23 protein-coding genes are annotated in these 24,453 nt (G+C 62.3%); 8 read left to right on the top strand and 15 right to left on the bottom strand.

Annotated features, from left to right (window positions below; translation table 11 throughout):
- Positions 1 to 23: 23 nt before the first annotated feature.
- Together KVU_RS01685 and KVU_RS01680 are read right to left on the bottom strand one after the other, a co-directional pair.
- Positions 24 to 1,586, bottom strand: a complete 1,563-nt coding sequence (locus KVU_RS01685) for an ABC transporter substrate-binding protein (RefSeq protein WP_013383585.1) — start codon at positions 1,584 to 1,586, stop codon at positions 24 to 26.
- Between the two features lie 182 nt (positions 1,587 to 1,768).
- On the bottom strand, positions 1,769 to 4,075 hold the full coding sequence (locus KVU_RS01680) for a LuxR family transcriptional regulator (RefSeq protein WP_013383584.1): 2,307 nt from the start codon (positions 4,073 to 4,075) through the stop codon (positions 1,769 to 1,771).
- Positions 4,076 to 4,188: 113 nt separating this feature from the next.
- On the opposite strand from KVU_RS01680, the gene KVU_RS01675 reads away from it, so the two are divergent.
- Positions 4,189 to 5,052, top strand: a complete 864-nt coding sequence (locus KVU_RS01675) for an S-methyl-5'-thioadenosine phosphorylase (RefSeq protein ID WP_014537507.1) — start codon at positions 4,189 to 4,191, stop codon at positions 5,050 to 5,052.
- Positions 5,053 to 5,062: 10 nt separating this feature from the next.
- Positions 5,063 to 5,593: an adenine phosphoribosyltransferase gene (locus tag KVU_RS01670; protein WP_013383583.1), complete on the top strand. Its 531-nt coding sequence runs from the start codon at positions 5,063 to 5,065 to the stop codon at positions 5,591 to 5,593.
- Here the strand turns inward: KVU_RS01670 and KVU_RS01665 are convergent.
- The 10 genes from KVU_RS01665 to coxB form a co-directional block, all read right to left on the bottom strand.
- Positions 5,590 to 7,008 (bottom strand): FAD-binding oxidoreductase, encoded by a 1,419-nt coding sequence (locus KVU_RS01665; RefSeq protein ID WP_013383582.1) that lies wholly within the window; start codon positions 7,006 to 7,008, stop codon positions 5,590 to 5,592. The two genes, KVU_RS01670 and KVU_RS01665, sit on opposite strands and share 4 nt — an antisense overlap.
- Complete coding sequence (locus KVU_RS01660) at positions 6,998 to 7,588, bottom strand: GNAT family N-acetyltransferase (protein WP_013383581.1); 591 nt, start codon at positions 7,586 to 7,588, stop codon at positions 6,998 to 7,000. Before KVU_RS01660 ends, KVU_RS01665 begins: the two co-directional genes overlap by 11 nt.
- 1 nt (position 7,589) lies before the next feature.
- Positions 7,590 to 8,855 carry a M16 family metallopeptidase gene (locus tag KVU_RS01655; RefSeq protein ID WP_013383580.1) on the bottom strand — a complete coding sequence of 422 codons (1,266 nt, stop codon included), beginning with the start codon at positions 8,853 to 8,855 and terminating at the stop codon, positions 7,590 to 7,592.
- Complete coding sequence (gene thrC / locus KVU_RS01650) at positions 8,852 to 10,240, bottom strand: threonine synthase (protein WP_013383579.1); 1,389 nt, start codon at positions 10,238 to 10,240, stop codon at positions 8,852 to 8,854. Before thrC ends, KVU_RS01655 begins: the two co-directional genes overlap by 4 nt.
- Before the next feature lie 2 nt (positions 10,241 to 10,242).
- A complete protein-coding gene (locus KVU_RS01645; RefSeq protein ID WP_013383578.1) occupies positions 10,243 to 10,920 on the bottom strand; it encodes an SURF1 family protein in 678 nt (225 codons plus the stop codon).
- Between the two features lie 99 nt (positions 10,921 to 11,019).
- Positions 11,020 to 11,892 carry a cytochrome c oxidase subunit 3 gene (locus tag KVU_RS01640; protein WP_013383577.1) on the bottom strand — a complete coding sequence of 291 codons (873 nt, stop codon included), beginning with the start codon at positions 11,890 to 11,892 and terminating at the stop codon, positions 11,020 to 11,022.
- 23 nt (positions 11,893 to 11,915) lie between these two features.
- Entirely contained in the window at positions 11,916 to 12,536 is a 621-nt protein-coding gene (locus tag KVU_RS01635) for a cytochrome c oxidase assembly protein (RefSeq protein WP_013383576.1), read from the bottom strand.
- On the bottom strand, positions 12,533 to 12,742 hold the full coding sequence (locus KVU_RS01630) for a cytochrome c oxidase system small membrane protein (protein WP_013383575.1): 210 nt from the start codon (positions 12,740 to 12,742) through the stop codon (positions 12,533 to 12,535). Before KVU_RS01630 ends, KVU_RS01635 begins: the two co-directional genes overlap by 4 nt.
- Positions 12,742 to 13,707, bottom strand: coding sequence for a heme o synthase (gene cyoE / locus KVU_RS01625; protein ID WP_014537506.1), 966 nt, complete (start codon positions 13,705 to 13,707; stop codon positions 12,742 to 12,744). Before cyoE ends, KVU_RS01630 begins: the two co-directional genes overlap by 1 nt.
- 125 nt (positions 13,708 to 13,832) lie before the next feature.
- The gene (gene coxB / locus KVU_RS01620) at positions 13,833 to 14,699 is read right to left on the bottom strand and encodes a cytochrome c oxidase subunit II (protein ID WP_013383572.1); all 867 of its coding nucleotides are present in this window, start codon (positions 14,697 to 14,699) and stop codon (positions 13,833 to 13,835) included.
- A 222-nt stretch (positions 14,700 to 14,921) separates the two neighbouring features.
- Here coxB and tldD point away from each other — a divergent pair, with 222 nt between their 5' ends.
- Positions 14,922 to 16,343: a metalloprotease TldD gene (gene tldD, locus KVU_RS01615; protein ID WP_013383571.1), complete on the top strand. Its 1,422-nt coding sequence runs from the start codon at positions 14,922 to 14,924 to the stop codon at positions 16,341 to 16,343.
- Here the strand turns inward: tldD and xseA are convergent, their stop codons facing one another.
- On the bottom strand, positions 16,344 to 17,687 hold the full coding sequence (xseA, locus tag KVU_RS01610; RefSeq protein WP_013383570.1) for an exodeoxyribonuclease VII large subunit: 1,344 nt from the start codon (positions 17,685 to 17,687) through the stop codon (positions 16,344 to 16,346).
- 75 nt (positions 17,688 to 17,762) lie between these two features.
- On the opposite strand from xseA, the gene purD reads away from it, so the two are divergent.
- Positions 17,763 to 19,016 carry a phosphoribosylamine--glycine ligase gene (purD, locus tag KVU_RS01605; RefSeq protein WP_060486240.1) on the top strand — a complete coding sequence of 418 codons (1,254 nt, stop codon included), beginning with the start codon at positions 17,763 to 17,765 and terminating at the stop codon, positions 19,014 to 19,016.
- Here purD and KVU_RS01600 read toward each other — a convergent pair.
- Complete coding sequence (locus KVU_RS01600; protein ID WP_014537504.1) at positions 19,013 to 19,621, bottom strand: thiamine diphosphokinase; 609 nt, start codon at positions 19,619 to 19,621, stop codon at positions 19,013 to 19,015. The two genes, purD and KVU_RS01600, sit on opposite strands and share 4 nt — an antisense overlap.
- A 90-nt stretch (positions 19,622 to 19,711) precedes the next feature.
- On the opposite strand from KVU_RS01600, the gene KVU_RS01595 reads away from it, so the two are divergent.
- Positions 19,712 to 19,966 (top strand): hypothetical protein, encoded by a 255-nt coding sequence (locus KVU_RS01595; RefSeq protein ID WP_014537503.1) that lies wholly within the window; start codon positions 19,712 to 19,714, stop codon positions 19,964 to 19,966.
- Here the strand turns inward: KVU_RS01595 and KVU_RS01590 are convergent.
- Positions 19,963 to 21,255 carry an adenylosuccinate synthase gene (locus tag KVU_RS01590; RefSeq protein ID WP_014537502.1) on the bottom strand — a complete coding sequence of 431 codons (1,293 nt, stop codon included), beginning with the start codon at positions 21,253 to 21,255 and terminating at the stop codon, positions 19,963 to 19,965. The genes KVU_RS01595 and KVU_RS01590 overlap by 4 nt on opposite strands.
- Before the next feature lie 185 nt (positions 21,256 to 21,440).
- Here KVU_RS01590 and secG point away from each other — a divergent pair, with 185 nt between their 5' ends.
- The 3 genes from secG to rlmJ all read left to right on the top strand — a co-directional run bounded on the left by secG (position 21,441) and on the right by rlmJ (position 24,421).
- A complete protein-coding gene (gene secG / locus KVU_RS01585) occupies positions 21,441 to 21,809 on the top strand; it encodes a preprotein translocase subunit SecG (RefSeq protein WP_013383566.1) in 369 nt (122 codons plus the stop codon).
- Between the two features lie 192 nt (positions 21,810 to 22,001).
- Positions 22,002 to 23,645: a CTP synthase gene (gene pyrG / locus KVU_RS01580; protein WP_013383565.1), complete on the top strand. Its 1,644-nt coding sequence runs from the start codon at positions 22,002 to 22,004 to the stop codon at positions 23,643 to 23,645.
- Positions 23,645 to 24,421: a 23S rRNA (adenine(2030)-N(6))-methyltransferase RlmJ gene (rlmJ, locus tag KVU_RS01575; RefSeq protein ID WP_013383564.1), complete on the top strand. Its 777-nt coding sequence runs from the start codon at positions 23,645 to 23,647 to the stop codon at positions 24,419 to 24,421. Before pyrG ends, rlmJ begins: the two co-directional genes overlap by 1 nt.
- The last annotated feature ends 32 nt before the right edge of the window (positions 24,422 to 24,453 follow it).

The following is a 24,453-nucleotide window of genomic DNA, read 5'->3' as shown; positions in this document are numbered from 1 at the left end:
CCAGTGGGGCCGCGCCGAAGGTGTTAGCAGTCCCAGTGGAACTTGCGGAAATCGAACTCAAAGCTCATCATCGGGACCATTTCCATGCCTTGCAGACATTGGTCGATGGCATGCATCTGCAGTTGCGACAGCAGCGGGATGGTCACTTGCTGATCCGCCAGAATTTGCTGCACGTCGCGGTAAAGCGCGGCCTGTGCCTCGGTATCGCCGGTGGCGCGCGCGGCATCGATCAGGGCATCAACCTCGGGCGAGGCCGCCCAATCCATCGAAATCCACGTCCCTGCCCCGTTCGAATGGTATTGCGGAAAGAACATGCTGTCCGGCGAGGGATAGGTCGGACCGTAGAAAATCTGGTTCAGGTTCGGGGTGCCCTCGACGGTGGCGGCCAGTTCCGTCACACGGTTCCATGGCTCGGGCTGCTGAGTCACAACAAAGCCGAGGCTTTCAAGGTTCGCCTGCATCAGCAGCGAGATATCTTCCTCGAACTGGGTGCCTGCGACGTACGACAGGGTGATCGGGATCTGCTGGCCGGCATAGGCCGACAGCGCGATTTCGGCGGCAGCTTTTTCCAGATCATAGGTCGGCGCGACGACATCCGTGTTCAGGAAGGCCGAGAAGCTGCCGGGCAGTACGGTATTCATCGGCTCGCCGGGGAACAGCACTTCGCGGATCGTGTCGAAATCGGTCGCATAGGCAATGGCGCGGCGGATATGCACGTCATCGGTCGGCGCGGTCTGGTTGTTCAGCTTCATGTAGAACGCGGTCGGCGTGGCAAAGCTTTCGACGCGGAAGCGGCCCATCGCCGCCAGCGCGTCATAGGTCTCGGTCGATTGATATTGCGAGGTCATGGTCAGCTCGCCCGAGGCGGCCATCGCGCGCACCGTCGCCTCGTCGTTCGTGACGACCCAGCGCACTTCGTCAATCGCGTTTTCGGGGAAGCCGCCGTAGTAATCGGTGTTGCGGCGGATCACCATGCGCGCGCCGCGATCCCATGTCACCAGATCATAGGCACCGGCGCCGGCGACATTTTGCGCCAGATAGCTTTGGGCATCGTCATCACCCGCGTTCGCCTCGACCAGATCGGCGTTGACGATCATCAGCGCGGGCATGGTTGCCATAAAGGGCGAGAAGGTCTGCGACAGGGTGAATTTCACCGTCTTGTCGTCAATCGCCTCGACCGCGCCGGGGGCGACAATACCCGCAAACAGGTTCGAGGGGCCTTGGTTCAGGCGCAGCAGACGCTCGAACGTATAGACGACATCCTTGGCCTCAACGGGCGAGCCATCGGCGAATGTCGCATCGGCGCGCAGGGTAAAGACCACCTCGGTCGCATCATCCGAAACCGTCCAGCTTTCGGCAAGGCGCGGGATCAGGCTGCCGTCGGGCGCGACGGTGATCAGCCCATCATAGAGGTTCACCGCCGCCATATAATCGGTGTAATCCGAGATTTTGGCCGGGTCGATCGAGCCAAAGATCTGCACCGTGTTCATCGTCACGATATTCTGTGCGACAGCGCCCGTCGCAGTGGTGATCGCACCTGCCAGCAGCGCGGTCGCTGCGGTGGCGGTCAGAAACTTTGCCTTCATAGCCCTAATCCCTGTGATGTGGTTCTGTCAGTCCCGGGTTATTGGCCCCCGTGCGTCTGGAAAGTCTGATCCAGCGACTGCCCTGTCGCAACCGCGCGCAAGGATAGGTTTTTCCATCATATGGGTAGGTATAGACGTGATCGGCGCCTATAATTTTAGCAAAAGTTGCGCAAGATCACCGTTTAACGTGTCAAATCTAACGCGGCAGCGGCGATGCGCACCTCGGCCCGGGTCGCGCAGCCAAGTTTACGATACAGATTTTTCAGGTGAAATTTCACCGTCGCCTCGGACAGACCCAGCAGTTTCGCGATTTCCTTATTCGTCGCCCCTTCGATCAGGGCATACATGGCGCGCATCTCTTGCCGGGTCAGGCCCAGCGCTGCGCCGCGATCTGAATCAACGCCGCCCTGCACATGCTGCGACAGCAGGCTGGATTGCCGCAGGAAACGGCGCAGGCGGGGATCATGTTCAACCGCGTCCAGCAGACGTTTGCGGCGCAAAAGATCGGCAAGCGTCGCCGCCTCTTCATCCAAAATCGCCACTGCGCCGCGCGATTGCATCGCGCCCAGCGCATGCAGCAGCAGAGTTTGCGCCTCGGCCATATTGTTCTGGCGCGCCTCGTATTGCGCCTGCCACAGGCTGACGGCGATATGCTGGCGCCATGTCAGATGGGTATTGCCGCGCATCGCATCCAGCTTGTCGCCCAAACCGGACAGGCGCGGTGTTTGATGCACGAAATGCCGCAGCCACAGCAGGGCGATGGCGACTTCGCCGCGGCCCTGCACCTCGGCAAGGGCGGCGTCCCCCTCGATCCCGGCGCGGGTGATCGGACCGGACAGGCTTTGCGCCTTTTGCGCGGCCTCGATCCAGCGGCCGGCGTTTTGCATCAGCAAAATCTCGCGGTTATCAATCAGCGCACTGAATTGATGCGACCGCTCGCCCGTCACGCGCCAACGGTCGAGCAGCGCCCGCGCCGCCAGATGCGATTGTGTCAGCGCCAGCGCCTGGGGGCCATAGGTCAACAACAGCTCGACAATCGAGCCCCAGGTCTCACCATTCACAAAGGCATCATGGTCCTCGGCAATGAACCGCAACAGCCCATCCACCTGTCCCATCTCAAAGGCGACGCAAGCCTCGGCCAGACGCAGCAGCCGCGCGTCGGATGCATTGTCATCGACCTGATGCAGCCACCCCCATGCCGCTTGTACATGGGTTTGCGCGACCAAAGGCTCGCCCATGAACAACCGGATCACCACGCTATGCAGCGCGATATAGAACGACAGCACCGGCACGCCCGCGCGGGCATAGTGGATGGCAGCTTGGCGGGCGACTTGTTCAGCCTCGGGAAAGCGGCGCAGGCGCACATAGATGTCCAGCACGACATTATAAATCGAGCCGCGCCGCAGATCGTCGTCGACCGGCACTTCGGCCAGCAGGTCATAGACCGGCGCGACATCGGCTTCGGTCAGATCGGCATCCTCCCAAATGCGCAGCAGCAGCCGGAACAGGCGCGCCTGAAAGCTGAAATGGCGGGCGTCACGGATGAAGGCGACAGGGTCGCGCGTCGCGTCGCCATAAAAATCGCGCATGATCAACTGCGCCAGCCGCACATCGCCCTGCTTTACGGCCACCATCGCGCGGCCCAGCACCAGCGCCTCGGTCTCGTTCTGCATCTGCTGCGGAAAGCCCGCCAGCAAACGGCGGCACGCCTCGGGGCCAAAGCGGTGGATCGTATAGAACCCGCCCGCCGCCTCATAGACCTGCAGCGCGGTGGTCGTCGCGCCGACGCGCTGTAGCGTTTCGATCGCCTGCGGCACAAGGCCCAGCGCCACTTGGGTGCGGGCGATGGCACGGGCATGGGCCATGTTTTGCGACAATTCCCGCAGGCGCTGCGCGGCGGCAGCTTGCAGCGCGGGACGAATGGCGGCCACCGCCGGGGCCAGCACCGCCGTCCCCAAAGGCGTGCCGCGCAGCACAGCCGGATCGGGACGCAAGCGCGGATCAACCAGCATCGCATGCAGGCTGGCGATCTGCGCGGGCGAAAGGCTCACCAGCATCTCGTCATGCAAGAATGCGGTCAGATCATCGGGATCGGGTGCCTCTGCACTGGCCCAAGGCAGCAGGCAGGGCCAGCCGCCGCTGCGGGTAAAGACCGCAGGCGAAAGGCCAGCGGCAGCGATATCATCGCGCGTAAAAACCAGATCCTCGGCGCGATAAAAGCTGGTGCGGCCATAGATCACCGCCCGTGCAAGACCGCGTAGCTGCACTTCGGGGCGTTTCGCGATGATCATGCCGCGCGGCCCGGGGTCGTCTGGGATCACGGGCGATGGCCCTGCCCCGACATCATGCAGCGCGCGTCCCGTGTCCTGCAACTGCCGCAACAGCCAGCTTTTCCCCATGCCCGCGGGTGCCTCGATCACAATAATCTCGGCCGGATCGGCAAGGATACGCGCGATCAGGGCGCGGCGCGGCAGGGGGGAAATGGTCACTTTTGCATCCCAAGGCTTGACCCCACAGCTTTATCATCTCTGGCCGGGCCGCGCACCCTTGCATCGTGGAGGCACGGACGACATTCTGCGCCTGTACAAGCGGAATGAGGCAGATGCAGCGCAAGTTGGGGATTATCGGCGGCTCGGGTCTTTATGACATCGCGGGACTAGAGGGCGCGGCTTGGCATCAGGTGGACAGTCCGTGGGGCACGCCATCGGATGCGGTCCTGACCGGAGTGCTGGGGGGATTGCCGATTGCCTTCCTGCCCCGCCACGGGCGCGGCCATGTCCATAGCCCGAGCGCCGTGCCTTACCGCGCCAATATCGACGCGTTAAAGCGGCTTGGCGTCACGGATATCGTCTCGATCTCGGCCGTTGGGTCGTTCCGCGAGGAACTGGCCCCGGGCGATTTCGTCATTGTCGACCAGTTCATCGACCGCACTTTCGCGCGCGACAAGTCGTTCTTTGGGACCGGCTGCGTCGCCCATGTCGGCTTTGGCCATCCGACCTGCACGCGTCTTGGCGATGCGGTCGCTGCGGCGGGCGCGGCATTCGGACTGAACATGCACCGCGGCGGCACCTATCTTGCGATGGAGGGGCCGCAATTCTCGACCCGCGCCGAAAGCCTGATGTATCGCGGCTGGGGCTGCGATGTGATCGGCATGACCGCCATGCCCGAGGCGAAACTCGCGCGCGAGGCCGAGATCTGTTACGCCACAGTGGCAATGGTCACCGATTATGATAGTTGGCATCCCGGTCACGACTCTGTCGATGTCGCCGCCGTCATCGCGACGCTGACCGCAAATTCCACTGCGGGCAAGGCGCTGGTCGGCGCGCTGCCTGCGCATCTGCAACCCTTTGACCCCTGCCCCTGCGGCTGTGATCGCGCGCTGGATCATGCGATCATGACTGCGTCTGATAAACGCGACCCTGCCCTGCTGGCAAAGCTGGACGCTGTCGCCGCCCGCATATTGTGAAAGACTGCCCATGAAAACCGTTCAGGATTACATCCGCACCATCCCCGATTTCCCGCATGAGGGGATCTTGTTCCGCGATGTGACGACGCTGTTTGGCGATCCGCGCGGCTTTCGCATGGCGGTTGATCAAATGCTGCACCCTTTTGCGGGTCAGCGCATCGACAAGGTCGCGGGGCTAGAGGCGCGCGGCTTTATCCTGGGCGGCGCGATCGCGCATCAACTGGGCGTCGGTTTCGTGCCGATCCGTAAAAAGGGCAAGCTGCCATGGAAAACGATCGAGCAGGATTACGCGCTGGAATATGGCACCGCCACTGTCGAAGTGCATGAAGACGCGATCCTGCCGGGCGAGCGTGTCCTGTTGGTCGACGACCTGATCGCCACCGGCGGCACGGCCGAGGCCGGCATCAAACTGATCCAGCGCCTGCAAGGCGAGGTTGTCGCCTGCTCCTTTGTCATCGACCTGCCCGACCTTGGCGGGCGCGCGCTGCTGGAAGGGCTTGGCATGAATGTCCAAGCCCTCTGCGTCTTTCCCGGCCATTAAGACCGCAGCATCGCACCGGGGTTCATAATGCCGTTCGGATCAAAGCTTGCTTTGATCCGGCGCATCAGGTTCAGGCGGACGGGGTCGTTATATTGCTCGACCTCGCCCACTTTCAGGCGGCCAACGCCGTGCTCGGCGCTGAACGAGCCGCCCATCTCCACCGCTAGATCATGCACAATGGCTGAGACCTGCTTGCGGATCGGGTCATAGGCTTTGCGATCCTCGCCCTTGGGCGCAAAGACGTTGTAATGCAGATTGCCGTCGCCCAGATGCCCGAAACAATTGATCCGAAGCGGCCCCAGCGCCGCGATGCGCCGCGCCGCCTCGGGGATGTAATCCGCGATCCGCGACAGCGGCAACGAGATATCATGCGAGGCGATTGACCCGATCAGACGGTTCCCCTCGGGGATCGTCTCGCGCATGGCCCACAGGCGATTGGCCTCGTCAGTGGTGGTCGCAATCAGCCCGTCTTGGACAAGGCCCGCTTCGCTCGCGGCAGTGAAAATCCGTTCCAGCGCGTCATCAGCATCCGATCCGGCGGAAAGGCCAACGCGCAGCAGCACCTGCCAATCGGGCAAGGGTTGCAGGGGCGGTGCCGCCATCAGCCCGGTTTCCATCATGAAATCAAAGCCGACACGCGACATCAGCTCGAACCCCGACAGCCCCTCGCCGACGATATCGCGTGCCAGTGACAGCAACGACAGGGCGGCGGCGGGATCGGTGACGGCCAGCAGGGCAGATCCCTCGACCGCCGGAATGGGCGAGAGTTTCAGCGCAGCGCCGGTGATAACACCCAATGTCCCCTCGGCCCCGATGAAAATATCGCGCAGATCATAGCCGGTGTTGTCCTTGTGTAGTCGGGTCAGGCCGTGCCAGATCTCGCCCTCGGGCGTGACAACCTCGAGCCCCAGACATTGCGCGCGGGCGGTGCCATAGCGCAGCACGTTCAGGCCGCCTGCATTGGTGGATAGGAGGCCCCCGATGCGCGCCGTGCCCTCGGACCCCAGCGACAGGGCGAACATCTTGCCCGCATTCAGTGCAGCAGTTTGCAGATCGGCCAGAACCGCACCCGCATCGGCGATCATTACGCCCTCTTCCGCGTAGATCGCGCGCACACGGGTCATGCGCGACAGCGACAAGATGATCGGCACTGCGCCCTCCACCAGCACCTGCGCGCCGACAAGGCCAGTGCCGCCGCCATGCGGCACGACGCCGACGCGGGCCGCGTTACAGGCACGTATCAGCGCGGCGACCTCATCCGTCGTGGCGGGCGCGACGACGACGCCCTTGCCGCGATAGCGTCCGCGCGGCTCGGTCAAGAATGTATCGCTGGCGTCCAGAAAGGCGGCGGCAGGCAGCAGGCCACGCAGATGATCGACAAAGGCCTGATCCGCATCGTTCAATCTATCCGGCATCGGTCTTTCCCCGTCTATCAATCCGCAAATTCGCATAAAGCACATGGTTGCGCCAACGGCCATTGATCTGCAAATAGCTTTGCGCCACGCCCTCATATTTATAGCCGCAGGTTTCCAGCAGGCGGCGCGACGGCGTATTTTCGGGCAGGCAACCCGCCTCGATCCGCGACAGGTTCAAATGCGTGAAAGCGTAATGCACCAGGCCGTTCAGCGCCTCGCGCATATAGCCGTGGCGGGCATAGGGCGCACCCATCCAATAGCCGGTGGTGCCGGTTTGTGCGGGGCCGCGGCGGATATTGTCCAGCGTGACGCCGCCCAGCAGCGCGCCGTCGGTGCGACGATACAGCATCAGCGGCACCGCGATTCCATCCCTGATCGCGCGGCGCGACCAGTGGACGCGGTTCATAAACGCGCGGCGGGACAGGTGATCGGGCGCCCAGACCGGCTCCCACGGTTGCAGAAAATCGACCGAAGCAAAGCGCAGGTCGCGCCAGGCGGCGAAGTCTTGATGTTCCGGCGGCCGCAGCACAAGGCGCTCAGTCTCGATCTGCACCAAGGGAGAACGCCGGAACATCAGCATCTTAGGCGGCGAGCCTTGCTTTCAGATCAGCAAGGCTGGGCGCTTGATCCGCGGGGCCATAAAGGGCCAGTGACATCGGCGCGGCGGCCATCTGCGCCGCAAAGCCGCGCAGCTCGGACAGATTGACCGCGTCGATTTTCGCCACCGCCTCGGACAGATCGGGCACGCGGCCCCACAGCGCCAGCATCCGCGCCAAACGCTCGGCCCGGTTGGACGAGCTTTCCTGCCCCATCAGCAGCCCCGCCTTCATTTGCGCGCGTGCGCGGTCCAGCTCGGCTTGGCTCAGGTCATCCGCCGCGCGCGCCAGTTCCGTCATCGTGATGCGCGACAGATCAAGGATCTGCTCGGACGAGGTGCCTGCATAGATCGTGGTGGCGCCAGTGTCTTCGGAGGCGCCGGTCTGCGCGAAAATCGTATAGCAAAGGCCCCGCTTTTCCCGCACCTCTTGGAACAGGCGCGAGGACATGCCCCCGCCCAGCGCCGTCGACCATAGCTGCGCCGTGTAAATATCGGACGCACGCACGCCCGGACCTTCGATCGCTAGGGCGAAATGCACTTGTTCCAGCGACTTTTTGATCTCGCGCCGCTCGCCCACGGTAAAGCGGGCGGGTTCAATCGCGGAAAGCCGGTTCGCGGGCGGCAGATGGCCGAACAGGCTTTCGGCCTGACGGACGATGGCATCATGATCGACACCGCCCGCCGCACAGAGGATCATCTGCTCAGGCGTGTAATGCTGCGCGACAAAGCGGCGCAGGTCAGCCTGCTGAAAGCTGGATACGCGCTCGGCCGGGCCCAGAATGCTACGACCAATCGCTTGATCCTGATAGCAAACCTCTTGCAGCCAGTCGAAGATGATATCATCGGGCGTGTCCAGCGCCTGACCGATTTCTTGCAAGATCACGCCGCGCTCGACCTCGATCTCGTTCAGATCAAAGGTCGGATTCAGCAAAATATCTGCAACGATATCCAGCGCCAGCGCGGTATCACCGGACAGGACACGGGCGTAATAGGCGGTCGTCTCGCGCGATGTATAGGCGTTGATATAGCCGCCGACATCCTCGATCGCCTCGGCGATTTGCAGCGCGCTGCGGGTCTTCGTGCCCTTAAAGGCCATATGCTCCAGAAAATGGGCGATGCCATTTTCCTGCGGCGCCTCGTGGCGGCCACCCGCGCTGACCCAAATACCGATGGTCGCGGATTGCAGGCCGGGCATCACCTCGGTTGCGATGCGAAAACCGTTGGAAAGGGTGTGAATCTGAACGGTCAAGGGTTCAGTTGCTCCGTAATAAAGGCTTCCAACGCCGAAAGGTCGTTGGGCAGTTTTGTCTGACGCTCGGGCCGGTCGAACAGATCGGCCATATGCGCGGGCAGCGCGGGGCGGACGCCCGTGGCGCGTTCGACCGCATCGGGGAATTTTGCGGGATGGGCGGTGGCCAATGTGATCATTGGCACTGTGCCCAGATAGTCACGCGCAACCTTCACCGCAACGGCGGTATGGGGGCAAATCAGCTCGCCCGTCTCGGCCAGCGTCTGGGCGATCTCGGCCAGCGTTTCCTCTTCCGAGGCGCGACCCGAGGCAAAGCCGTCGCGCAGGAATTCCAGCGCGCCTTGTCCGACGGTAAAGCCGCCCTCTTCCGCCAATGCGCGCATTTGTTCCGCCACCACTTTGGGATCGCGGCCATAGGCGTCGAACAGCAGGCGTTCGAAATTCGACGAGACCTGAATATCCATCGAGGGGCTGATCGAGGGATTGACCCCCTGTTTGGTATGCGCGCCGCTTTGCAGTGTGCGGTGCAGGATGTCGTTCTGGTTCGTCGCGATAACCAGCTTTTCAATCGGCAGGCCCATCTGGCGCGCGATGTAACCGGCGAAAATATCGCCGAAATTGCCGGTCGGCACGGTAAAGCTGACCGGACGCATCGGCCCGCCAAGGCTGACGGCGGCGGTGAAATAGTAAACCACCTGCGACAGCACGCGCGCCCAGTTGATCGAGTTCACACCGGCAAGGCTGACCGCATCGCGGAAGGCAAAGTCGTTGAACATGTCTTTCAGGCGCGCCTGGCAATCGTCGAAATCACCGGCCAGTGCGATGGCGCGGACATTTGCCTCGGAGGGCGTGGTCATCTGGCGGCGCTGTACATCGGACACGCGGCCGTCGGGGAACAGGATAAAGACATCGACATTGGCAAGACCGCGAAACGCCTCGATCGCGGCCGATCCGGTATCACCGGATGTGGCGCCAACGATGGTGATGCGCTTGCCCGAACGCGCCAGCGCCGCCTGCATCAACTGGCCGATGACCTGCATGGCAAAGTCCTTGAACGCCAGCGTCGGGCCGTGGAACAGCTCTAGCAAGAAGTGGTTCGGCGCAAGCTGTACCAGCGGCGCACGCGCATCGTGGTTGAACCCGGCATAGGCAGCGGTGATCAGGCTGCGCAGTTCGTCTTGCTGAAAGCTATCGCCGACAAAGGGGGTCAGCACGCGCAGCGCGACCTCGGCATAAGACAGGCCCGCGAAAGCCGCGATCTCGTCCGCGGTGAATTGCGGCACGGTTTCGGGAATATACAGACCGCCGTCGCGCGCAAGGCCGGTCATCATGGCCTGTTCAAACGTCAGAACGGGTGCCGCGCCCCGGGTCGAGATATAGCGCATCCTTAGTCCTTCTTCTTTGATTGCGTGCCGCGCAGCACAAAGGCGGCGGTCATAGCCGCCCAAGCCGCGGCCAAGGTAAACCATGTGATGGCATAGCCAAGGTGGTCGTTTTTAACGCCATCGGTGGTGACCGGCCAAGGCTGGGCAGGCAGCGCGGGCGTGGTTTCGCGGGCGATCACCAAAACGGGGTCGGTCTGCAGCGCGCTCGCCATCGCTGTCACATCGCGGGCGTACCAGACATCGCCCTCGGGCGCGGGGGTAAAGCCGTCGACCTCGACCGGCCAATGGACATTGCCGGTGACTTGCAGATTTTCGACGACATAGGGGGCGGCGCGCTGGTCCTGCGGCACAAAGCCGAGGTCGACCATGATGCGGCGCCCATCATCCGTCTGCATCGCGGCGATGACGCGGTACCCTGCCCCATCCAGCGGCGCAAAGACGAAAAGCTGCTGGCCCGGCAGATCCCCGGCAACCGTCACCGCCAGACGGGTATCGGTGGCGGGGTCGGGATTTGCAGGCAAAGGCACGGGCGCGGCGGCGATGCGCGCAGAGATTTCGGCAAGGATCGCCTCTTTCCACTGCAAGCGTTCCAGCTGCCAGATGCCAAGACCGATCAGAATGGCAAACCCGCTTAAGCCGAACAGCAGCGAGAACCCGAGTTTGCGTGAAAATGAGGCCACGTGCCACCTCGTCCTAAGAAAAAACGCGCGAGGCCTTAGACCCGCGCGTCCCGCTTAAACCAAAGCGATGGCAGCGCCAAGGGCGCTGCCAGTCTATCCTTAGTGAGCGCTGACGCCGCCGGCGCCCCAGATGTAGACGGCGACGAACAGGAACAGCCAGACGACGTCAACAAAGTGCCAGTACCATGCGGCCATCTCGAAACCGACGTGCTGTTTTGCCGACATCGCACCGCGCAGGATGCGGATCAGGCAGACCAGCAGGAAGATCGAACCGATCAGAACGTGCGCGCCGTGCAGACCCGTCGCCATGAAGAAGACCGCGCCATACACATTGCCCGAGAACGAGAACGCTTCGGTATGGACGATTTCATAATATTCATAGGCTTGGCACAGGGTAAAGATCCAGCCAAGGCCGATGGCAATCGCTAGGCCAATCGCGGTTTTCTTGCGGTCGCCGTGGACGATGGCGTGGTGCGCCCAGGTTGCAGCCGCGCCCGAGGACAGCAGCAGGATGGTGTTCACCAGCGGCAGGTGCCACGGGCTGAGGGTCTCTACGCCTGCAGGCGGCCAGACGCCGTAGTTCAGCGGGAAAGTCCCGTCGACGGCCATCGGGTGCAGCGCGTATTTAAAGAACGCCCAGAAGAAGGTCGCGAAAACCATGACTTCCGAGGTGATGAACAAGATGAACGAATAACGCACGCCGATCTGAACGACGGGGGTATGCTCGCCCTCATTCGCCTCGCGGCTGACGGCCGCCCACCACGAATAAAGGCAGAAAATCGCAGTCGCAAACGCGACAAAGCCGATGATCATATAGGTGCGGCCGGCTTCCGGCGACAGCGTGGCGTTTGCACGCATGCTCTCGAACCAGTGCGCTGCACTGAAAAGCGTTGTAAACAGCGCAGTCGCTGTCGCAAACGGCCAAATCGAGGGCGGTAGGATTTGGTAATCGTGATTCTTGACGCTTGCCATTGGTGATGTCCCTCGGGATGTCTTCAGTTTTGTATGGCGACTGTCTCGTCGCTTGTCAAAGGTGCAGCGGCACCGCCCTGTAGCCCAGCTTGCAGATTATCTGCCGGCATCGGGCTTTCGTAGAAAGTGTAATTCAACGTGATGGCGTTGATATATTTCGCCTCGCGGTGATTCACCATTTCGGGGTCGACATAAAAGCTGACAGGCATCAGCACAGTCTCGCCCGGTTGCAGCACTTGCAGCGTAAAGCAGAAGCACTCGATCTTGTCGAAAAACTCGCCTGCAGCATAGGGCGCGACGTTATAGGCCGCAGTGCCTGCAATGGGTTTGTCGGACATATTGGTCGCCTCGTAAAAGGCAAGGCCGGTCTCGCCGATACGGATGCGCATCTCGGGCTCGACCGCGCGGAAACGCCACGGCATGTCATCGGCCACAGCGGCCGAGAAACGCACCAGAATTTCGCGGTCCAGCACGATTTCCGATTCGCCATCCGCCAGCATCGTCGTGCCGCCGTAGCCCGTGACCGAACAGAACCAGTTATAGAACGGAACTGCCGCCCAGGCCAAAGCGCCCATCACAACAACGACGCCGGTTGCGGTCGCAGCCGTGCGCGCCACCGGGGACATGTCTTTGAATTTCTTCATTGTGTGCCTCCATCAATCTGGCCGGGCACCAGCTGAGGACGGGCAACGTGGTCGAAGGCCTCGAACTGCGAGATGTCATCAAGGCTCGTCACCTTTACAACAGTCAGTCCGAAAACGATGGCGACAAAGCCGATCAGAACAGCCAGCAGGCCGTAATTGCGTCCCTTGCGACGCTGGTGCAACTCATGTTCGACGCGAATGGCCATTAGAACCACCCCATGATGTAGGCCCAGCCATCAATGCCAAAGCCCCGCAGTGCCGCTTCGATCAAAAGCGCACCAAAATGCAGGAACAGATAGCTGAGGGACAGGCGGAAAAGTTTGCGTTCGCCGGCGTAATTGTCGGCGTCCGAGATGTCTTTATTACGCGACCAGACCCGATAGGCGCCCAGCACGAACTGCAGGTTCAGTACAGCCGAAATCGCGAGGTAAACCGGCCCGCCAATCGTGGTAAAGCTGACGCCAACCGCGAAAGGGATCAACAAGATCGCATAGACCAGAATATGGATGCGCGTCGCCTTTTGACCGCGGGTGGCGGTCATCATGGGCACGTTGGCGCTGGCGTAATCGCCCTTCATGAACAGATCCAGCGCCCAGAAATGGGGCGGCGTCCACATGAAGATCAGCATGAACAGCAGCATGCTTTCAACCGACACACCGCCGGTGACAACAGCCCAGCCGACCATGGGTGGAAAGGCCCCTGCGGCGCCGCCGATCACGATATTCTGCGGCGTGCGGCGTTTCAGCCAGACCGAATAGATCACGACATAGAAAAAGATGGTAAAGGCCAGCAGGCCAGCGGCGACGATATTGGTCGCCAGATACAGCATCACGACCGCGAAACAGGCCAGCGTGACACCAATGCCCAAAGCTTCGCCGGGCTGGACGCGACCTGCAGGGATCGGGCGGTTACGCGTGCGGCGCATGATGGCGTCGATATCGGCGTCCCACCACATATTCAGCGCGCCCGCCGCACCTGCACCAACGGCGATGCATAAGATTGCGACGAAGGCGATAAAGGGATGAATGCCACCAGGTGCGACGACCATACCGACAAAGGCGGTAAAGATCGAAAGCGGCATGACACGGGGTTTGAGCAGCGTAAAATAATCGCCGAACCCTGCCTCGCCAGGTTCTGTCCTGACGCCCGGTTGGATGCTGCTGTCGCTCATGGCGGTTCCTCATCTTTTAGCGGATCGCCACATCCGCCAAACTCCGGGACGCACCCCGGACTTGAAATTTATCCCGGCCAGTAATGGCCGGGATGTGATGGCGTTGGCGATGCCAGCGGGCCTGATTAGTAGGCCGGATACTCGTCGGCGGCTGCAACCAGCCACTCTTCATAGACTTCGGGCGTCACGACTTTGACGGTGATCGGCATGTAGGCGTGGTCTTTGCCGCACAGTTCCGAACATTGACCAAAGTAGATGCCTTCCATGCCCGGATCGACTTCGAACCAGATCAGGCCAACACGGCCAGGAACCGCATCTTGCTTGACGCCAAAGGCCGGGATCGTCCACGAGTGGATCACGTCACCGCCGGTGACTTGCAGCAGGATCTTGCGGCCCGACGGGATGACCATGGCGGTATCGGTCGCCAGCAGGTAATCGTCTTCGGTATAGCCGTAATATTCCAGGTCCGACTGATCCAGCATATAGCCGTCCAGCATGATGCCGTCGTTCGGGTAGGTGTAGTTCCAGTACCAGCTACGACCCTCGACGTTGATGACGATGTCACCCTCGGGGAACTCTTGCTGTTTGAACAGCACCGGCAGCGAGAACGCACCGATGAAGACCAGAATCACAACCGGAACAATCGTCCAGACGATTTCCAGCGGCGTGTTATGGGTGAACTGCGAGGCTTTCGGATTCCGCTTTTCGTTAAAGCGGAAAATGATGATCGCCAGCAGCGCCAGCACAAAGATGCTGATCGCGAAAATGATGACCAGCAGCATGTTATCCAGGAAGTGGATATCACGCGCCAGCTCAGTCGCGGCAGGCTGGAAGTTGATGCCATTGGGCACCGGACGGCCGATAACGGGCAGGTCTGCGGGCAGAACCTCGTCGTACATGTTCTGCGCAAAGGCCGCAGCCCCGCTCACCATGCCTGCAACAGCGGTAATGCCGCCCAACCACAGCTTCCCAAAGGTCTTGGTGATATTCATCTCTATCCCTTGTCTCGTGCAATGCGCGCGCAACCGCCCCGGGAAAGGGCCAGCATCCGCTTATCCTTTGCCCGTGTCTTTCACATAAACCGCAGGTCAGGGCAAGCAAAAGGATCGGCGCGCGCGCCCCGAATATGACGAAATTCTTGCACCTTCCCTGTTTTTCCGACGCACAAGGCTTTATCTGGTCTTAACAGCGATCTGCAGGACAAGGCTCTGACGATGACCGATACAACTTTCCGCCCTTTTGATGAATCGCTCGACCGCGATGTGGCGCTTGCGCAGCTGCGGGCGGCCGTTGCGGGCGCCGATGACGGAGAGCTGTTCATGGAGCGCCGCCATTCCGAGGCCATGGCCATTGATGACGGCACGCTGAAAACCGCAAGTTATGACGCCAGCGAAGGCTTTGGCCTGCGCGCGGTGAATGGCGAGACGACCGGCTATAGCCATTCGACCGAGATTTCCGAGGCTGCGGTCAAGCGCGCCGTATCGACCGCGCGCCTTGCGGTGGGCGCAGGGGGCGGCACGCTGGCCGATGCGCCCGCCCATACGAACCAACGTCTTTATACCGATATAGACCCGCTGGAATCGGCGACATTCCCGGCAAAGGTCGAACTGCTGCGCGCGATTGACGCCTATGCCCGCGGGCTTGACCCCCGTGTGGTGCAGGTGTCGGCCAGCGTCTCGGCGGGGCTGCAGCAGGTGGTGATTCTGCGCCCCGAGGGCGGCGAATATACCGACTTCCGTCCCCTCTCGCGGCTGAACATCTCGGTCACGGTTGAACGTGACGGCCGCCGCGAAACCGGCGGCACGGGTGCGGGCGGCCGGTTCGGGCTGGAAGGCCTGATGGACCCCAAACACTGGCAAACCGCTGCGCGCGAAGCGCTGCGAATCGCGACCGTGAACCTTGATGCCGTCCCCGCCCCTGCGGGTGTGATGGATGTGGTGCTGGGGCCGGGTTGGCCGGGCATTTTGCTGCATGAGGCCATCGGCCACGGGCTCGAGGGCGACTTTAACCGCAAGGGCTCGTCCGCTTTTGCCGGTCTGATGGGGCAGCGCATTGCCGCGCCGGGCGTGACTGTGCTGGATGATGGCACCATGCCGGATCGTCGCGGCTCACTCAATTTCGATGACGAGGGCACCCCATCCGCGCGTAACGTGTTGATCGAGGATGGAATTTTGGTGGGTTACATGCAGGATCGCCAGAATGCACGGCTGATGGGCGTAAAACCCACCGGCAACGGGCGGCGCGAAAGCTTTGCCCATACGCCGATGCCGCGCATGACCAACACCTATATGCTGGCCGGAAATGCCGCGCCCGAAAGTCTGGTGGCGGAATTGAAGGACGGCATCTATGCCGTCGGCTTTGGCGGCGGTCAGGTCGATATCACCAGCGGCAAATTCGTGTTTTCCTGCACCGAGGCTTACCGCGTCCGCAACGGCGTGGTGGGCGAGCCGGTCAAGGGCGCAACGCTGATCGGCGATGGCGCGACCGCCTTGCAGCATATTCGCGGCATCGGCAATGATCTGCAACTGGACCCCGGTATCGGCAATTGCGGCAAGGCCGGCCAATGGGTGCCGGTGGGTGTCGGCCAGCCCAGCCTGCTGATCGGCGGGCTGACCGTGGGCGGCGCGGGCAAGTAACTAGCGAATGCGCACGCGGCCGTCGGTCAGTTCAACCTCGACCGAAGTGGCCGCTTCCAGCGCGGCGGTGCTGGTTGCGACATGGCCATCGGCGCGCACCACCGCAAAGCCGCGCTTCAGCGTCGCCGCATAGCCTAAAGTTTCGCGCAGGCGGTCGATGTTTTCGACCGCCTGTTCTTTTTGCCGCATCAACCGTTCGGTCGCGGCGCTGGCGCGGGTGGCCAGCACGTCGATGGTGCGCAGATCATTGTTGATCCGCGTGCGCAGGACACTGGGGGTCAGCGCGTTGCGGGCAAGGCGCAGGGCGCGCGCATCAATGCCGGTCTGCAGCGCCGCATCCAGCCGCTGCGCCGCGAAATCCAGCCGCTGCGCCTGCCCCGCCAGCAGCGCATCGGCGCGCGGCAAGGCCCGCGACAGATCGGACAGACGCTGGCCGCGCCGTGTCAGCACCTGCTGCATCGCACGCGATTGACGCGCCTCTAGGCTTTGCATCTGCGCGAACAGATCCATTCGCACCGGCACCGCCATTTCCGCCGCAGCGGTGGGCGTCGGCGCGCGGCGGTCGGCGGCATAATCGATCAGCGTGGTATCCGTCTCGTGTCCCACCGCCGAGATCAGCGGAATGTCCGAGGCAGCAGCCGCGCGCACGACGACCTCTTCGTTAAAGGCCCATAGATCCTCGACCGAGCCGCCACCGCGCGCCACGATCAGCAGATCGGGACGCGGCATCGCACCGCCCGGTGTCAGCGCGTTGAACCCGGCGATCGCGCGGGCGACCTCGCCCGCCGCCGCCTGCCCCTGCACGGCGACCGGCCAGACGATGACCTTGCGGGGGAATCGGTCGCGCAAGCGGTGTAAAATATCACGGATCACAGCCCCCGAGGGCGAGGTGATCACCCCGATCACCTCGGGCAGAAACGGGATCGGCTTTTTGCGGGCGGGATCAAACAGGCCCTCTTCGCCCAGCTGCGCCTTTAGCTTTTCCAGCCGCGCCATCAGGGCACCGGCGCCTGCGGGGGCGATATCCTCGATGATCATCTGGTATTTCGACTGGCCGGGGAAGGTGGTCAGACGGCCGGTCGCGATGACCTCCAGCCCCTCCTCGGGGCGCGCAGACAGGCGCGCGGCCTGCCCTTTCCACACCACCGCCGCCAGAACCGAGCGGTCATCCTTCAGATCCAGATAGATGTGACCGGACGACGGACGCGAAATGCGCCCCAGCTCGCCCCGCACGCGGACATGGGCGAATTCGCCCTCGACCATGCGCTTCACCGCGCCCGACAGCTCGGACACGCTGAATTCGGGTGCATTGTCTTTGGGCTTCTCGTCCTCGAACAGTTCCATAGCGCGCCTTTGTCGTCTTGCCTGCATGTCGCGCCGACTTTAAGACCCCAAAGCAGTAAGGCAAAGGGGGCTGACGTGAAGATTCTTATTCTGGGATCGGGCGGGCGCGAACATGCGCTGGCTTGGGCTATCAAGCAAAATCCCACATGCACCGATCTGATCGTGGCCCCGGGCAATGCGGGTATCGCGGCGGATGCGACCTGTATGGCCGTCGACCCGCTGGACCCCGCCGCCGTTGTGGCGCTGGCAAAGGCGCAAGGCGTCGATTTCGTAATCGTCGGCCCCGAGGCTCCGCTGGCCGCTGGCGTATCCGATGCATTGCGCGCCGCCGGTATCCTGACCTTTGGCCCGAGCCAAGCCGCCGCGATGCTCGAGGCCTCCAAGGGTTTCACCAAAGAGGTTTGCGACGCCGCAGGCGCGCCGACCGCCGCGTGGGCACGGTTCGATAATGCCGCCGAGGCCCATGCCCATATCGCCCGCGAAGGAGCGCCGATTGTCATCAAGGCTGACGGCCTTGCGGCGGGCAAGGGCGTCACCGTCGCCATGACCGTCCCCGAGGCGAGCGCGGCCATTGATGCGCTGTTCGCGGATGCTGGCGCGGAAGTCGTGATCGAAGAATTCATGGACGGCGAGGAAGCCAGCTATTTCGTGCTGTTCGACGGCACAACCGCCCTTGCAGTGGGATCGGCGCAGGACCACAAGCGCGCCTTTGACGGCGATACCGGCCCCAATACCGGCGGCATGGGGGCCTATTCCCCCGCCCCCGTCTTCACCCCGGCGATTGAACGCCAAGTGATGGACGAGATTATTCGCCCCACCATGGCCGAGATGACCCGTCGCGGCACGCCGTTCCAAGGCGTGCTGTTCGCGGGCCTGATGATCAAGGACGGCAAGGCGCGGCTGGTGGAATATAACGTCCGCTTTGGCGATCCCGAATGTCAGGCGCTGATGATGCGGCTGGGGCCGCAGGCGCTGGATCTGATCCTGGCTTGTGCCGAGGGGCGTCTGGATCAAGTGCAGGTCGCATGGGCGGATGACCATGCCCTCAGCGTGGTGCTGGCGAGCCGTGGCTATCCGGGCGATTACGTGAAAGGCAGCGTGATTGACGGCCTCTCGGCTCTGCCCAACGACCCCGATCACAAGCTGTTCCATGCGGGCACCGCCTTTGGCGCGGATGGCCAGATTGTGGCGGCGGGTGGCCGTGTTCTGGCGGCCACGGCGCGCGGCAGCAGCCTGCAGGTCGCCCAGATCGCCGCCTATCACATGGCCGAGGCGATTGACTGGCCCGAGGGCTTTTTCCGCACAGATATCGGCTGGCGCGCGCTTTAACCCAGCGCGGCCACGGCTGCGGGCAAGCTTGCCCGCGGCAGAATCACCAATAGACCAGTGCGGGCGGGTGCGATGAAAATCGGCCCGCCCTTTGCGCTATTGGACACCCCCGTGCGCGCCAGCGGGTCCAGATGCAGGCCATGCGTCGCCCATTCCAGCCCCGTGCTGTCGCATTCCATCGCCACCAGTGGAAACAGCGAGACGCGGGTGCCTGCGGGCAGTTCCATGTGAAACGCGGGCGGACAGTGAAAGATGATGTCATCTGTCCCGATGACAATGGTGCGCCGGTCTGGATGCCCCGCCAGCGCCCCCAGCACCGCCAAGGCATGATCGGCCCGCCCGCCCCAAAAGCCAACGGCCAAGCGCAGCGGCGCACCGACGTGGATCAGCGCCTTTTCGAAATCGGTGGTGATCTGCTCGTTCACCTGTACCAGCCGGTCCTGAAAGGCCGCGCGGGCCGCATCGCCCAGCGAATCAAGATCGCCAATGACCAGATCAGGCTGCAATCCATGGCGCAGGCATTGATCCGCACCGCCATCCACCGCGACAATGGCGGCCCCTTGTGCCGGGGGCAGGTGATCCACAGGCACCGGGCCGATCAACATCACAGGCTTGTCGAAATGAATAGGTTTCAGAACGGGCCCCTTATCCGTTAAACTGCCGCCGAACGCGCAACACATACGATCGGGGAAATGATGACCGCACGCAAGATTGTGACCGTCACCTATGGCGAGCTGACAGTCTCGGTCGAGGGTTATGATGCCCCCGAGGCGATTCTGGAAGCGATCGCCACCATCATGCGCGACCTGCCGCATATGAATGTGCCGAAAAACCCGCCCGCGCTGCTGCCCTTGCGCCTGTCGCCGGAACAACGTGTGCCAAATGAAAACGAGGCGACACATGTTGTGCCGCCTCGCCTACTCCATCCCGATGAGACCCCGGCGGATTAATCCGCAAAGGGGTCGGTCACCAGAATCGTGTCGTCCCGCTCGGGCGAGGTCGACAGCAGCGCGACGGGGCACTGGATCAGCTCCTCGATGCGGCGGACGTATTTGATCGCCTGCGCCGGCAGATCGGCCCAGCTACGGGCGCCTGCGGTGGTCTCCGACCAGCCTTCCATCTCTTCATAAACCGGCGTGCAGCGGGCCTGTTGATCCGCAGCGGTCGGCAGGTAGTCGACAATCGCACCGTCCAGCTCATAGCCGACGCAGATTTTCAGCGTCTTAAAGCCGTCCAGCACGTCGAGCTTGGTCAGCGCGATGCCCGACACACCCGAGGTGGCGCAGGTCTGGCGTACCAGAACCGCGTCGAACCAACCACAACGACGCTTGCGGCCGGTGACGGTGCCGAATTCATGGCCACGCTCGCCCAGACGCTGACCATCTTCGTCGTTCAGCTCGGCCGGGAACGGGCCTTCGCCCACACGGGTCGTATAGGCTTTGACGATGCCCAGCACGAAATCAATCGCGGTCGGGCCAAGGCCGACGCCGGTCGCGGCCTGACCGGCCAAGGTGTTCGACGAGGTCACATAGGGATAGGTGCCAAAATCCACATCCAGCAGCGCGCCCTGTGCGCCTTCGAACAAGATCCGCTTGCCCGCGCGGCGGGCATCGTTCAGCACTTTCCACACCGGCGCGGCATAGGGCAGCACTTTGGGTGCGACGTCCAGCAGTTGCTGGATCAGGGCATCACGGTCGATCGGATCGAGGCCGAGGCCGCGACGCAATGCGTCGTGATGCGCCAGCAGCCGATCAACGCGCAGCTCGAGCGTCGCTTTATCTGCCAGATCGGCGACGCGGATCGCGCGGCGGCCGACTTTATCTTCATAGGCCGGACCGATGCCGCGACCGGTGGTGCCGATTTTGGCAACGCCGACAGCGCTTTCACGCGCACGGTCCAGCTCGCCATGCAGCGGCAGGATCAACGAGGTGTTCTCGGCGATCAGCAGGTTGTCGGGGTTGATATCAACACACTGCCCTTGCAGCTTGGCGATCTCAACCTCGAGGTGCCACGGGTCCAGCACGACGCCGTTGCCGATCACACTCAGTTTCCCGCCCCGCACGATGCCCGAGGGCAGCAAGCTTAGCTTATAGACCTGATTGCCAATGACCAAAGTATGGCCCGCGTTATGACCCCCTTGGAAACGCGCGACGATATCCGCGCGTTCGGACAGCCAGTCCACGATTTTGCCTTTGCCTTCATCGCCCCATTGGGCGCCAACGACGACTACGTTTGCCATGCCCTGAACTCCTCGTCCGGCAAAAATACCGCGCACCCTATAGCGAGGCACAGCCATATGTGAAACCGCTTTTTCACCCCGGCGACGCATTTACGTCTGATCCGCGCAAATGGACCGGCAGGGGTTGCGGCGCGCGGCACTTGGCTTTAGACAGACGCGCATCGCAGAAGTAGGACCCCCTTCCAATGGAAACTGTTGTCATCATCGTTCACCTGATCCTGGCACTGGTGCTGATCGGCGTGGTCCTACTGCAACGCTCGGAAGGCGGCGGCCTTGGAATGGGCGCTGGCGGCGGCAACGGCGGCCTGCCCTCGACGGGGCGTTCGGGCACGACCGCGCTGGCAAAAGCCACCTGGTGGCTGGCAGGCGCATTCATCGTGACCTCGCTGGTGTTGACGATCCTGGCTGCTACGGGCAATTCGGGCTCGGGCCTGATGAGCAACCCTGATCTGCTGCTGCCCCCGCCCGCATCTGACGCGCCTGCGGCCTCTGGCCTGCTGCCGCCTGCGGCTGGCACGACGGAAAGCAATTCGTTGCTGCCCAGCGGGAACTGATTCCCGCCTTTACCACAAAATCTAGAAGCGGCTTTGCCGCTTCACCCATTATTTCGCGGTCAGCGGGTTGCATAAGCCGGCCATAATCGGCTATAGTTAAATCCCGTGGTAAGCGCATTTTCATGCGCTGGCCGTATGATTCTATGCAATTCGATCTGGCAACATGATCTGGCAACACGGGGACATCCACAGATGGCACGCTATATTTTCATTACAGGCGGTGTGGTTTCCTCGCTGGGTAAGGGCCTTGCCTCTGCCGCGTTGGGCGCCTTGCTGCAAGCGCGCGGCTATTCGGTGCGCCTGCGCAAACTGGACCCCTATCTGAACGTTGACCCCGGCACGATGTCGCCTTTTGAACATGGCGAGGTTTTCGTGACCGACGACGGCGCGGAAACCGACCTAGACCTGGGCCACTATGAACGCTTTACCGGCGTTGCGGCGCGCACGACCGATTCGATCTCGTCCGGCCGGATCTATTCCAACGTTCTGGAGAAAGAGCGTCGCGGCGATTATCTGGGGAAGACCATTCAGGTCGTCCCGCATGTCACCAATGAAATCAAAGACTTCCTCTCGATCGGCGCCAACGAGGTTGATTTCATGCTGTGCGAAATCGGTGGCACTGTCGGCGATATCGAGGGGCTGCCCTTCTTTGAGGCCATCCGTCAGTTCATTCACGAGCGTCCGCGCGGCGAATGCATCTTGATGCATCTGACGCTGCTGCCCTACCTTGCCGCCTCGGGCGAGCTAAAGACAAAGCCGACCCAGCATTCTGTCAAGGAATTGCAGTCGATCGGCCTTGCCCCCGATGTGCTGGTCTGCCGCAGCGAGCAGCCGATCCCGGAAAAAGAACGCGAAAAGATCGCCCTGTTCTGTAACGTCCGCAAGGATGCCGTGATCCCCGCCTATGACCTGAAGTCGATCTATCAGGCGCCCCTCGCCTATCACGAGGCGGGTCTTGATGATGCCGTGCTGAACGCCTTTGGCATCGAGCCTGCGCCCAAACCGAACATGACCGTTTGGGAAGATGTCATTGATCGCCTGACCAACCCCGAGGGCGAGGTTAAAATCGGTATCGTCGGCAAATATACCCGTCTGGAAGATGCGTATAAGTCGATCTCCGAGGCGCTGACCCACGGCGGCATGGCCAACCGCACCAAGGTGAAAATCGCTTGGGTCGATGCCGAGCTGTTGGAAAACGACAATCCCGCCAATACGCTGGAACAGTTCGACGCGATCCTGGTGCCCGGCGGCTTTGGCGAGCGTGGCACCGAGGGCAAGATCCGCGCCGCCCAATTCGCGCGCGAGCATAAGGTGCCATACCTTGGCATCTGCCTGGGTATGCAGATGGCCGTAATCGAAGGTGCGCGTAACGTCGCGGGCATCAACAGCGCCGGTTCCGAGGAATTCGACCACGAGGCGGGCGTCCAGCGCTTTGAACCCGTGGTCTATCACCTGAAAGAATGGGTGCAGGGCAACCATGTCATCGCGCGCAAGCGGGACGACGACAAGGGTGGCACCATGCGTCTGGGCGCCTATAACGCCAACCTGAAGGCCGGATCGAAGATCGCCGAGATTTACGGCGCGACCGAGATCGAAGAGCGTCACCGCCACCGCTATGAGGTCGACACCCGCTACAAGGACAAGCTCGAGGCCTGCGGCCTTGATTTTGCGGGCATGTCCCCTGATGGCCGCCTGCCTGAAACGGTCGAATGGAAGGACCATCCGTGGTTCATCGGCGTGCAATACCACCCCGAACTAAAGTCCAAGCCCTTCGCCCCTCACCCGCTGTTTGCTGGCTTTATCAAGGCGGCGCTGGATAACTCGCGCCTCGTTTAATGCTATCATATCAGCATATCTATCACGCCGGGAATCTGGCTGACGTGCAAAAGCACGCGGCCCTTGCCGTGGCGCTGGATTATCTGACGCAAAAGAACAAACCCCTGACCTATATGGAAAGCCATGCGGGTCGGGGCCTGTATCTGCTGGACGCGCCCGAGGCGCTAAAGACCGGCGAGGCCGCGCAAGGCATTGAAAAGGTGGCGCATTGGTTCGCCGATGGCCACCCCTATGCCCGCGCGATTGCCGCGACCCGCCGCGATCATGGCCCCCGCGCCTATCCCGGCTCGCCGCTGATCGCCGCGCAGATCCTGCGCGATCTGGACACGTTGCATCTGGCCGATCTGCACCCACGCGAAAACGTGGCGCTGCAAAATGCGATTGCCCCCTTTGGCGCGCGCATCCACCAAAAAGACGGGTTCGACATGGCCTTGTCGCTGACGCCGCCCGATCCGCGCCGCGGCCTGTTGCTGATTGATCCCAGTTACGAAATCCGCAGCGATTACGCCGCGATCCCCGGCAAGATCGCGGCCATCGCCCGCAAATGGCCGGTCGGCATCATTATGCTGTGGTATCCGATCCTCTCGGACGCGCCGCATTTGCCGATGCTGCAGGCATTGGCCGATGATTTCCCCGATGCCCTGCGCCACGAAGTGACCTTTCCGCCCGCACGCGAAGGACACCGCATGGTCGGCTCGGGCCTGTTCATCCTGAACCCACCCTATGGGCTTATCCCCGAGCTTGAACGCCTGTCAGGCCTGTTCGCGCAGCTTTAACTGCCACAGCTTTGGGCAACCGCCCCATTGCG

The organism is Ketogulonicigenium vulgare WSH-001 (assembly GCF_000223375.1).
Lineage (GTDB): Bacteria > Pseudomonadota > Alphaproteobacteria > Rhodobacterales > Rhodobacteraceae > Ketogulonicigenium > Ketogulonicigenium vulgare.
Note: the sequence above shows the minus strand (reverse complement) of the source record. Positions and strands in the feature narration are given on the sequence as shown.